Origin of the sequence: Actinoplanes sp. GCM10030250 (genome assembly GCF_042666575.1) — a bacterium.
Lineage (GTDB): Bacteria > Actinomycetota > Actinomycetes > Mycobacteriales > Micromonosporaceae > Actinoplanes.
In genome coordinates, this window is the sequence record NZ_JBHTDO010000014.1 from 14,738 (window position 1) to 25,522 (window position 10,785).

A 10,785-nucleotide genomic window follows, 5' to 3' on the forward strand; every position below is an offset into this window, starting at 1 on the left:
GGGCCGGGCCCATAATGATCTCCACCGATACGGTCTCCGCATGTCGAGAATCGTGGCGGCCCGTGCCGTCCTGCCGGAGCACGTGTACCGGCAGGAACAGATCACCGAGGTGCTGGCCGACGTCGTCCTGGGTGACGAACCGGCGGCCTCTCCTCGTCGCGAGCTCATGCGACGGCTGCACACCGCGGCCGGCGTCCAGACTCGGCACCTCGCCCTACCGCTGGACCGCTACGCCGACCTCGGCGGTTTCGGAGCCGCCAACGACGTGTGGATCGAGGCCGGCCGCCGGCTCGGTGAGCAAGCCGTCTCCGCCGCCCTCGCGGACGCCGGCCTGGCACCGTCCGACGTCGACCTCATCATGACGACCTCGGTGACCGGGCTGGCGGCCCCCAGCCTGGACGCGCGGATCGCCGGCCGGCTCGGCCTGCGCGACGACGTCAAGCGGGTCCCGATGTTCGGCCTCGGATGCGTCGCTGGGGCCGCCGGTATTGCCCGAATCCATGACTACCTTCAGGGCCACCCGGACGACGTCGCGGTGCTGCTGTCCGTCGAACTGTGCTCGCTCACGTTCCAGCGCGACGACACATCAACAGCGAACCTCGTCGGTTCCGGCCTCTTCGGCGACGGCGCGGCGGCTGTCGTCCTGATGGGCGAGCGGCGCGCCGCCGCGGCCGGGCACGGGCGCTCCCCGCGGGTACGGGCGACCCGCAGCCGGCTCTACCCGGACTCCGAGCGAATCATGGGCTGGGACATCGGCACGTCCGGGTTCCGGCTCGTCCTCGCGGCCACCGTCGCCGGCATCGTGGACACCTACCTCAGAGACGACGTCGACACCTTCCTCGCCGGCCACGATCTGGCCGTCACGGACGTCAGCACCTGGATCTCCCACCCCGGCGGCCCCAAGATCATCGACGCGATCATCCGGGCCCTCGACCTGAAACCCGACGCCCTCGACGTGACCCGGCGCAGCCTGGCATCCGTCGGGAACCTGTCGTCATCGTCAGTACTGCACGTCCTGCAGGAGACGCTGGCCACCCGGGACATCGCCGTCTCCAGCCAGCCGGCGGTGATGCTCGCCATGGGACCCGGATTCTGCTCCGAGCTGGTGCTCCTGGACTGGTGACCGCCGGCGCGGCTCCGACGACGCGTTGCTGAGCGCCGCTCCACCTGTTGTTGCTGAGGGCCGCTCCGCCTGTTAAACAGGCCAGCAAGCGTCCGGCACGGGCCTGAACAGTGAGAGTGAGTCATGGAGCGTAATCGTTCTGCCGCTGCGGCGAACCGAGCAGGCCGGATCCCGCCCGTCTACCGAGCGGTCATGGCGGCGGCGGGACCCATCGTCCGCTGGTGGGGCCGACTCGAAGTGGTCGGCTTGGACACCCTTCCACTGCACGGCGCGACGATCGTCCCCGCCAACCACGACAGCGCATGGGACCCCGTGGTCATCGCGTTCGCCGCCCGCCGGCAGCGCCAGATCCAGGCCCTCGCCAAGGCGTCACTCTGGAAAAATCCGCTGCTGCGCCGCGTGCTCGACGGGATGGGGCAGATACCCGTCCGGCGCGGCCAGGCCGACATGGACGCACTGGACGCCGCGGTGCAGTGCCTCTCCGCCGGCGGCTGCCTCGGCATCTTCCCCGAAGGCACCCGCTCCCAGGGCCGCCAACTGCGTGCCCGAAGCGGCGCCGGACGTCTCGCCCAGGCCGTACCCGAGGCCCGCATCGTCTGCGCGGCGGTCTCCGGGACTGTCGACATCGCCCGCTTCCCGCGCCGCCCCCGCCTGAAGGTCACCTTCTTCGAACCCACACCGCCACCACCGTCGGAGTCCGCCCTACAACTGTCCACCCGACTGACCGCCGAACTCCGCGCCGTCGCCCCGATCGCAACAGCCGGCCGCCACTGACAGCCGCCACCCAACACCGACAGCCGAGCGCGGAGACCGACGGCGGCGGTTGGCACCGGCAGCTGAGCGCGTCGCGAGGCGTCCGATCCGTCCGGCGCCTTCCGCCTACTCGATCAGCCGGCTCAGGGTGGGCACTCAGCGGTGGGGTGCCGTTGCGACGGCTCACACCGCCCGGCCGTCGCCCCGACACCGAATGGCGACTCGATTACGTGCGCCTGCGACGGCTGGCGTGGCTCGGCCGTCGCCCAGACACCGAATGCGTCGGCGACTACGTGCCGCGGCTACGGCTCGGTCGCCTCAGCCGTCGGTGAGGCACCCAACCGCGCTTTGGGCGCGGGGACGGCTGGCGGTGGTGGACGTAACCGGCCCGCTGTTCGGTACACCGGTGCCAGCCGACGCCGGCCGGCTGGCGGTGGTGGACGTTATCGGGTCGCTATTCGGTCCATGAGTGCCGGTCGGCGCTTGCTCCGCCCTCTTGCCGTGCCCGGCGGAGGTTGAGTTGCAAGGTTTTGGGCGGGGATGGCCCACGCGGGATATCAAGCCTGACGGTCCTGCGTGGGCCATCCCCGCCCAAAACCGTCCCAGCTTGCGCAAACCCACGGCGCTCGCTGAAGCCACAGTCCGGGCGGGAGTGAGTTACGAGGTCGTGATGGTGAGGTTGTCGAAGGCTGCGGCGGCGTTGTAGACGCGTACGCCGGAGGAGCCCGAGGCGTACGTGTTGTCGGTGACTGTGATTTTGGGGTTGGTCATGTCGTTGACGAACACCTTCAGGGACGTGCCGGCCGCCTCGATCCGCAGGTGGTAGCGCGTGCCGGGGGTGATGGGCATGGGTGTGGCGCCCAGCCGGGTCCAGTTGTTGTTTGCCTTGCCGAGGATGACCTGGCCGGCCGGGGTGATGCCCGCGTAGTAGCCGCGGTAGCTGTCGGTGCCGACCGCGGCGGAGGTGGCCCGGAAGACCAGGCCGGCGTCGCCGCCGCCGGAGGTGACGGTGACGTCGGCGTCGTAGACCGCGTTCGTGTGGTTGTCGGTCAGCAGTGACTTGCCGCCGTAGGAGTGCTGGGCCCGGTATTGCCCGGCGGTGGCGGTCCAGGTGCCGCCGTACGTCTTCCAGCCGATCGCGTTGTTGTCGTCGAAGTTGTCCTTGACGAGCATTTTGACCCGCTGGATGGTGCCGTCGGCGGCGAAGTTCATCCGGTCGTAGGCCAGGAACCGGGCGTTGCCGTCGGTCTCGCCCAGCGGCCGGCGGTGGTAGAAGATGTACCAGGTGTCGGTGCCGGGGATGTTGAGGACCGCGTTGTGGCCCGCGCCGCGGGCGACAGTGGCGTCCTGCGCGAGGATCTTGTCGAGGCGCCGGAACGGGCCGATGGGTGAGTCGGACATGGCGTAGGCGACGGAGTAGTCCGGACCGGTCCAGCCGCCTTCGGACCACATCAGGTAGTACTTGCCGTTGCGCTTGAGCATCTGCGGGCCCTCGATGTACCCCGCGGGGGTGATCTCCTTGAAGACCGTGCCGTCGGCGAACGTACCCAAGCTTGTCATGTCGTTGTTCAGCTTGGCGACGTTGGCGTGGCCGTGGCCGCCGTAGTAGATGTACGCCTGACCGTCGTCGTCGATGAACACGTCCTGGTCGATCGGCTGTGCGCCGTTGACGAACCGGTCGACGAGCGGCCGTCCGATGGCGTCCACGTACGGTCCCTCGGGCCGGTTCGCGACGGCGACGCCGATGCCGCCGAGCTCGGTGTTGCTCTGGATGTCGTTCGCCGCGAAGTACAGGTAGTACTTGCCGTTGCGCTGGATCGGCGCTGGCGCCCAGACCGCGTACTTCGCCCAGGAGACGTTCGCGGTGGTCAGCACGTTCGGGTGCTTGGTCCACGTGATCAGGTCGGCGGAGGAGAAGGCGTCCAGGTAGGTCTGCTCGGCGTAGCCGCGCGACGAGGTGGGGAACACCCAGTACCGGTCGTTGTAGATGGCCACGTCGGGGTCGGCGTACCGGCCGTCGACGAAGGGGTTGCCGGCCTCCGCGGTCGTCTGGACGGGGGGTGCGGCGAGGGCCGGCAGGGCGAGTAGGGCCACCAGGGCCGCGGCGACTGTGTTCACGATTTCCCCCATCGACGCTCCTAAATGAACGATGAGGTTTGTTTACTGGTGGTGCCTTCTGCCGTCAAGGACTTTGGTTGGATCATTGCTAACTTTCGCTCCGAGTGTCAAAAGTCGGCCGGCTGCCGGGTCAGGAGGCGGACGCGGAGTCGGTGCAACTGCGGCATCAGCCCGTAGATGACGATGGGCACCGCGATGGTGACGAGCACGAGGGTGCGCAGTACGGGTGTGAGGGCGCTGAGCCAGTCACCGAGTGCGAGGTTCAGCACTGTCAGGGTGGGAAAGACCGCGAGCCAGATCATCACGGCGAGCTGGTGCTTGGTCGGCGGCCCGGCCGGGGCCGGCGGGTTTGTGGCGTGGGGGCGAGAGCTGGTCACGGTGTCTCCTCCAGGGGCGTTGCGAGTGCGGTGCGGACGTCGTCGTCGACGAGGTCGGCGTTGAGGGCGATGGCGGCCGCGGAACCGGCGCCCGCGGCGGTGATGACCTGGGCGCGGGGGTCGACGACGTTGCCGGCGGCCCAGACGCCGGGGACGCTCGTGCGTCCGGCCGGGTCGGTCTTCACCCAGCCGTCCTCGGTGACGTCGCAGCCGAGGCTGGTGAGCAGGTGATCGTTGGGGGCGAATCGCGGCGGCACGAACAGCGCGTCGCGGGGTACGACACATCCGTCGTCCATCTGCACGCCGCGCAGCCGGTCGCCGTCGAGGACGAGGTGCTCGACGGTTCCCTCGACGACGCCGATGGCGCGGGCGGCGAGCTGGGTTCGCTCGGCGGCGGTCAGCGTGCCGGGGCGGGCGAAGTAGACGAGGTCGTGGGTCCACTGGCGCACGATCTGGGCGTACCGGACGGCGCCGGGGGTGCCGCCGAGCACGCCGAGCCGCCGGTCGCGGACCTCGTAGCCGTGGCAGTAGGGGCAGTGCAGCACGTCGCGGGCCCAGCGCTCCCGGAGGCCCGGGATGTCGGGCAGTTCGTCTCGCAAGCCGGTGGTGATCAGCAGGCGCCGCGCCGATATGCGCTGCCCGCCCGCGAGCGTCACCTGGAAACCGCCGCGGCCGCCGGGTGCCGAGCTGTCCACGGTGCCGTCGACGATCTCACCGCCGTAGTGCTGGACCTCCTTGCGGCCGGCGGCCAGCAGTTCGCCGGGCGGGAGGCCGTCGCGGGACAGGTAGCCGTGCATGTGGGTGGCGGGAGCGTTGCGCGGTGCGCCTGCGTCGAGCACCAGGACTTTCCGTCGAGCCCGGGACAGGACCAGGGCTGCGGACAGGCCGGCGGCTCCCCCGCCGATGATTGCTACGTCGTATTGGCTCATGAACAGGAGCCTGGTCCTGCCACCGCGCCGGGCCAACGAATGTTGCCGTTACCGGGAAATGGGAGTGGGATCAGCTCGTGGAGGTCACTGGGACAGGCGGGCTGGAGCACGTCGGGGCCCGGCTGAAGAGCGTGCGTACGCGGCGCCGGCTGACCCTGACCGGGGTGGCGGAGGCCACCGGGATCTCGAAGAGCACGCTGTCGCGGCTGGAGAACGGGCAGCGGCGGCCGACCCTGGAGTTGCTGCTGGCCCTGTCGCAGGCGTACCGGGTGCCGCTCGACGACCTCGTGGGTGCGCCCGACGTGGGCGACCCGCGGGTCCGGCTCAAGCCGGGCCGGGTGAAGGGCCGTACGGTGATCCCGCTGACGCGCCAGCCCGACGGCATGCAGGCCTGGAAGATCGTCATCCCGGTCAGCAAGATGACGCCGGAGCCCCGCTCACACGACGGCTACGAATGGATCTACGTGCTGTCCGGCCGGATGCGTCTCGTCCTGGGCGATCAGGACTGGGTGCTGGCTGCCGGCGAAGTCGCCGAGTTCGACACCCGGGTGCCGCACTGGTTCGGCAGCACCGGAGATGAGCCCGCCGAGATCCTGAGCATCTTCGGGCGCCCCGGCGAACGGATGAGCGTGCGAACGGCAGCCACGCGGCTCCACTGAACCCCTGGTCCACGACCACTTCGGCGACCGGGCCGGTATCCTCGCCGAGCTGTGCCGCGAGTTCGAGGCTCATCAGAGTGAGCCGGCCGATGTCGTCGCCCCGGCCCGTTAGACGGTGGCCTCGGTGGCGAGGTCGGCCGGGCGGCCCGTGCTGCTCGTCGCCGTCAGTGCGGCGGCGAACAGCACCGTCTGGTTCACGGCGTTGAGGAAGACGAGCAGGCCGACCGAGCCCGCGACCAGGTGGTACGCCGGATTGTCCTCGGTGCGTTCCACGTACAGGCGACCGAGGGTCTTGAGCAGTTCCAGGGCGGCCGCCACCATCAGGGCCGGCCCCAGGACCCGGCGCCACGGCATCCGCACGCGGGGCAGCCCGGTGAGCATGCCCGCGGCCAGCACCATGTTCACGCCGATGCCCAGCAGGAGCCCGATCGTGGCCAGCAGCCACCGGGACGGCGTCGCGGCGGTGTCAGCGGCGTCCAGCACCCGGTTCGCGACGTTCGTGGTCAGGTTGGCGATCGAGAGCGAGGCCGCCAGCAGGAGTCCCAGCCCGGCCAGCACGAGCAGGTCGATGAGTACGCGGACGACGAGCCGGCCCGGGTATTCGGGCAGCCGCCACATCTTGCGGATCGACGAGCGCAACGCGTCGACCCAGAACCATCCCGTGATCGGCAGGCCGATGAACGCGATGACGCCGGCGGTGTTCCTGGCGTCGCGCAACGTCTGCACCTCGACGTGGGGCAGGTATTCCGCGAAGTAACGCTCCACCGTCCGCAGCACCACCGGATCGTCCAGGAAGAACCCGAAGACCGCGAAGCCCATCAGCGCCAGGGCGAACGTGGCGAAGAACGCGTAGTAGGTCACGGCGGCGGCGAGCCGGCCACCGTCGGCCTCGTCGTAACGCACCCCGGCCCGGATCACATGGTCCAGCCAGCCGGCCCGGTCGCGCAGGCGTCGCCAGCCTGCCGCGACCCTCCCCGCGAAAGTCCGCTCCGTCACGCAGCCACCGTTACCCGGCCACCCACCGGGTTACGCAGGCACCGGGATGATCAGCCGTAGATTCCCAGCAGCGCCCGCGACGCGGCTTCCACGATCTCATCCGTCGACGCCTCGAGCGTGCCGTCCAGCCAGGCGGTGATCAACTCGGCCATGCCGCCGATGAACAGCATGCCGCCGATCTCGTCCTCGTTCCGGCTGCGGGCGGGCGCTCCGAGGACCCGGCTGCGGCCGGGCGCTCCGAGGACCCGGCTGCGGCCGGGCGCTCCGAGGACCTTGCGGGACTCGATCGCCGACTGGTGAGCCAGGTGGCGGAGCAGTTCGGTGCGGCGCTGCCGAAGTTTCGGCACGGCGAGGGACTCCACGATCGCGACCCGGCCCTTCCGGGGGTCGTCCAGGAGCAGGTCCATGAACGCCCGTACCGAGGCGCGTACCCGTGCCATCGGATCGTCGCCCGCGGCCTCGGCCGCGGCATGGCTGGTCTCCTCGATCTCGGCCGCGATGGTGTCCATGACCGCTTCGAGCAGCGCTTCGAGCCCGGTGAAGCTCTCGTAGAAGTACCGCTCGCTGAGGCCTGCCTCGGCGCAGACGGCGGTCATCGTGGTGCGCGTCAGCGGATCGGCCCAGACCGTGAGGCCGGCGGCGAGCAGCCGGGTGCGGCGCCGCACGACCCGGTCGGCGGCGCTGACGCCCCGGTAGATCCCTGATCGGACCGCCATGTCGCCAACCATGCCACAGCCGGTCCGAAACATTGACAGGACGCCCTTCCCGAATCACGCTGGTCGATACGACGATGTCGTTTCGAGGTGAGCCATGACGGCCGAGACTCTGGAACTGAGCCACCTGCGCCCCGACGATCGCGGGCTGCCCTGGATCGGCCGGTTCTTCGACTATCAGCGGGACCCGGTCCGGCTGTACCGGCGCCAGTGGGAGCACTACGGCCCGGTCGCCCCGTCCTACATGCTCGGCAGGACCACGGTGATGCTGATCGGCCCGGACGCCTGCGGCGAGGCGCTGCAGAACAGGGACAAGGCGTTCGCCAACGAACCGGCCTGGTCACAGCTGGTCGGCCCGTTCTTCCACCGCGGGCTCATGCTCATCGACTTCGAGGACCACCACGATCATCGGCGGATCATGCAGGAGGCGTTCACCCGGGAGCGGCTGGACGGCTACACGCGCCGGCTGCACCCGGCCATCGAGCGCGGCATGGCGGGCTGGGAGGCCGGCCGGCAGGTCCGGGCGCACTGGCGTCTCAAGCAGCTCACCCTCGACATCGCCGCGGATCTGTTCATGGGCGGCGCGCACGACACCAGCAGGGCCGAGATGGACCGGATCAACAAAGCGTTCATCTCCTGCGTACAGGCCGCCGCCGGTGTCGTCCGGGCCGACGTGCCGCTCACCCGCTGGGGCCGGGCCTACCGCGGCCGGCGGGTGCTGGAGAGCTTTCTCAGGGGTTACCTGCCGGCCAAGCGGGCCGCGGTGACCGACGACATCTTCTCGGTGCTCTGCCACATCGAGACCGAGAACGGCGACCGGTTCTCCGACGACGATGTCATCAACCACATGATCTTCCTGATGATGGCGGCGCACGACACGTCGACCATCACCACCTCCGCGATCCTTCAATACCTCGGCCAGCACCCCGCGTGGCAGGAACGCTGCCGGGCCGAGGCGCTGGCTCTCGGACCGGCGCCGGACCGGGGCGAGCTGGAGTCGCTGGTCTCGATCGACCTGGTCATGCGCGAGGCGCTGCGCTTGCGGGCGCCGGTTCCGGTGCTGGTCCGCTACACCGTCAAGGACACCGTCGTCCAGGGGGTCCGCATCCCGGCCGACACGATGTGCACGGTCGGCATCCAGTTCACCCACCTGATGGAGGAGTACTGGACCAACCCGATGGTCTTCGACCCCGAGCGCTTCGCACCGGAGCGCCGCGAGGACCGTTCGCACCGGTTCGCCTGGGAGCCGTTCGGGGGCGGCGTGCACAAGTGCATCGGCATGCACTTCGCCGGCCTGGAGGTCAAGGCGATCATGCACCGGCTGCTGCGCGAATATCACTGGAGCGTCGACCCGGGATATGTCCCGCCGCTCGATCAGCATTCACTCCCGTTCCCCAAGGACGGCCAGCCGATCCAACTGATCAGGAACTGAGCGACAATGAGCAATTTTCTACCTGGCATCGGGCCTGAGGCTGCCGGGCCGTTGTCCGGCACCGGCGGCCGAGGCCCTCGCCACGTTGAAAAAGGCTCAATCATGGGCAACGGTACGGTCAGCGCCCACCGCCCAGCCTGGCTGACCGGCGCCCGGCTCGCTTCACTACGGCGCTGGGTCGCCGCTCCCGACGGCGGCTCGAGCACGACCACGGCGATCGCGCCGTTCGATGCCCTGCCGACCGCCGCCGTGCCGGCCTGTACCGCCGGCGACGTCGCAGCCGCCGTCACCCGAGCCCGGACAGCGCAGGAGCACTGGGCCGAACTGTCCTACGGCGCCCGCGCAGCGGTCGTGCTCCGCTTCCACGACCTGCTGGTCGAGCGGCAGGACGAGGTGCTCGACCTCATCCAGTGGGAGATGGGCAAGGCGCGCTTCCACGCCTGGCAGGAGGTCCTCCTGCTCGGCACCGTGGCCCGTCACTACGCCCGGCACGGCCAGGCGTACCTCAAGGACCGGGTCGTCCGCCCGGCCGTCCCGGTGGTCACCCGGGCCCGGGAGCTGCGCATCCCCAAGGGCGTCGTCGGGATCGTGTCGCCCTGGAACTACCCGCTCTACCTCGGCGCGGGCGACCTGATCCCGGCGCTGCTGGCCGGCAACACCGCCGTCAGCAAGGCGGACGAACAGACACCGCTGACCCTGCTGTGGGCCCGGGCCCTCCTCGCGGAGGCCGGCCTGCCGGAGAACGTCTGGCAGGTCGTCTCCGGCGACGGGCCGGCGATCGGCACGGCCCTCGTCGACGCCGTCGACTACGTCTGTTTCACCGGCTCCACCGCCACCGGCCGGATCGTGGCCGAGCGCGCCGCACGCCGCCTGATCGGCACCTCGCTCGAACTCGGCGGCAAGAACCCGCTGATCGTCCGCGCCGACGCCGACCTGGACCTCGCCGCCCGCGGCACCGCGGAGGCGGCGTTCGCCAACAGCGGCCAGATGTGCATCCACATCGAGCGCGTGATCGTGCACACGGACGTGTACGACGCGTTCACCGGCGCGCTGCTGGCCGCCACCAGCGGGCAGCGGCTGGGCCAGGGCATCGGCTTCGGCTACGACGTCGGCCCGCTGGCCGGCCAGGCCCAGCTGGACCGGGTCAGCGCGCACGTCCGCGACGCCGTCGCCAAGGGCGCCACGGTGCTGGCGGGCGGCCGAGCCAGACCCGACATCGGCCCGTACGCCTACCAGCCCACCGTCCTGGCCGGCGTCACCGACGACATGGACGTCTGCCTCGGCGAAACCTTCGGCCCGGTCGTCGCCCTGCACCGGGTGGCCGACGACGCGGCCGCCGTCGCCGCCGCCAACCGTGGCCGCCACGGCCTGTCCGCCAGCATCTTCAGCGGCGACATCGCCGGTGCCGAGGCGATGGCCCGCCGGATCCGCTCCGGCGCGGTCAACATCAACGACGGCGCCGGCCTCGCCATCGGCACGGTGGAGGCGCCGATGGGTGGCCGCGGTGACAGCGGCCTGGGCCGCCGCCACGGTGCCGAGGGCATCCGCAAGTACACCGACGCGCAGACGGTGGCCGTCTCCCGTCTCGGCCCGGTCGGCCCGCCGCCGGGCCGGCCGGCGGAGTCGTTCGTGGCGCTCGGCAACAGGCAGTTGAAGCTGCTGCGGCGGCTCGGCATCCGGTGATC

At 70.4% G+C, this 10,785-nt stretch carries 10 protein-coding genes; 5 read left to right on the forward strand and 5 right to left on the reverse strand.

Features of this window, described 5'->3' with window-relative positions; genetic code table 11:
* Positions 1-40 precede the first annotated feature (40 nt).
* Positions 41-1,123, forward strand: coding sequence for a type III polyketide synthase (locus ACFQV6_RS19290; protein ID WP_378028893.1), 1,083 nt, complete (start codon positions 41-43; stop codon positions 1,121-1,123).
* 123 nt (positions 1,124-1,246) lie between these two features.
* Positions 1,247-1,897, forward strand: coding sequence for a lysophospholipid acyltransferase family protein (locus ACFQV6_RS19295; RefSeq protein WP_378028894.1), 651 nt, complete (start codon positions 1,247-1,249; stop codon positions 1,895-1,897).
* A gap of 636 nt (positions 1,898-2,533) precedes the next feature.
* On the opposite strand, the gene ACFQV6_RS19300 is transcribed toward ACFQV6_RS19295, so the two are convergent.
* From ACFQV6_RS19300 to ACFQV6_RS19310, 3 genes are all read right to left on the reverse strand, one after another.
* Positions 2,534-4,006, reverse strand: a complete 1,473-nt coding sequence (locus ACFQV6_RS19300; protein WP_378028895.1) for a family 43 glycosylhydrolase — start codon at positions 4,004-4,006, stop codon at positions 2,534-2,536.
* A gap of 95 nt (positions 4,007-4,101) precedes the next feature.
* Positions 4,102-4,371, reverse strand: coding sequence for a hypothetical protein (locus ACFQV6_RS19305; RefSeq protein WP_378028896.1), 270 nt, complete (start codon positions 4,369-4,371; stop codon positions 4,102-4,104).
* A complete protein-coding gene (locus ACFQV6_RS19310) occupies positions 4,368-5,300 on the reverse strand; it encodes an NAD(P)/FAD-dependent oxidoreductase (RefSeq protein WP_378028897.1) in 933 nt (310 codons plus the stop codon). The genes ACFQV6_RS19305 and ACFQV6_RS19310 overlap by 4 nt, the downstream gene beginning before the upstream one ends.
* A gap of 77 nt (positions 5,301-5,377) precedes the next feature.
* On the opposite strand from ACFQV6_RS19310, the gene ACFQV6_RS19315 reads away from it, so the two are divergent.
* Positions 5,378-5,959 carry a helix-turn-helix domain-containing protein gene (locus ACFQV6_RS19315; protein ID WP_378028898.1) on the forward strand — a complete coding sequence of 194 codons (582 nt, stop codon included), beginning with the start codon at positions 5,378-5,380 and terminating at the stop codon, positions 5,957-5,959.
* A 108-nt stretch (positions 5,960-6,067) separates the two neighbouring features.
* On the opposite strand, the gene ACFQV6_RS19320 is transcribed toward ACFQV6_RS19315, so the two are convergent.
* The gene (locus tag ACFQV6_RS19320) at positions 6,068-6,955 is read right to left on the reverse strand and encodes a YihY/virulence factor BrkB family protein (RefSeq protein WP_378028899.1); all 888 of its coding nucleotides are present in this window, start codon (positions 6,953-6,955) and stop codon (positions 6,068-6,070) included.
* A 50-nt stretch (positions 6,956-7,005) separates the two neighbouring features.
* A complete protein-coding gene (locus ACFQV6_RS19325) occupies positions 7,006-7,671 on the reverse strand; it encodes a TetR/AcrR family transcriptional regulator (RefSeq protein WP_378028900.1) in 666 nt (221 codons plus the stop codon).
* 94 nt (positions 7,672-7,765) lie between these two features.
* On the opposite strand from ACFQV6_RS19325, the gene ACFQV6_RS19330 reads away from it, so the two are divergent.
* On the forward strand, positions 7,766-9,100 hold the full coding sequence (locus tag ACFQV6_RS19330; RefSeq protein ID WP_378028901.1) for a cytochrome P450: 1,335 nt from the start codon (positions 7,766-7,768) through the stop codon (positions 9,098-9,100).
* 102 nt (positions 9,101-9,202) lie between these two features.
* On the forward strand, positions 9,203-10,783 hold the full coding sequence (locus ACFQV6_RS19335) for a succinic semialdehyde dehydrogenase (protein WP_378028902.1): 1,581 nt from the start codon (positions 9,203-9,205) through the stop codon (positions 10,781-10,783).
* The last annotated feature ends 2 nt before the right edge of the window (positions 10,784-10,785 follow it).

Excerpts from the sequence above, each read along its gene's own strand:
- ACFQV6_RS19290 (WP_378028893.1), top strand. The coding sequence starts at position 41 with ATGTCGAGAATCGTGGCGGCCCGTGCCGTCCTGCCGGAGCACGTGTAC.
- ACFQV6_RS19295 (WP_378028894.1), top strand. The coding sequence starts at position 1,247 with ATGGAGCGTAATCGTTCTGCCGCTGCGGCGAACCGAGCAGGCCGGATC.
- ACFQV6_RS19300 (WP_378028895.1), bottom strand. The coding sequence starts at position 4,006 with ATGGGGGAAATCGTGAACACAGTCGCCGCGGCCCTGGTGGCCCTACTC.
- ACFQV6_RS19310 (WP_378028897.1), bottom strand. The coding sequence starts at position 5,300 with ATGAGCCAATACGACGTAGCAATCATCGGCGGGGGAGCCGCCGGCCTG.
- ACFQV6_RS19325 (WP_378028900.1), bottom strand. The coding sequence starts at position 7,671 with ATGGCGGTCCGATCAGGGATCTACCGGGGCGTCAGCGCCGCCGACCGG.
- ACFQV6_RS19330 (WP_378028901.1), top strand. The coding sequence starts at position 7,766 with ATGACGGCCGAGACTCTGGAACTGAGCCACCTGCGCCCCGACGATCGC.
- ACFQV6_RS19335 (WP_378028902.1), top strand. The coding sequence starts at position 9,203 with ATGGGCAACGGTACGGTCAGCGCCCACCGCCCAGCCTGGCTGACCGGC.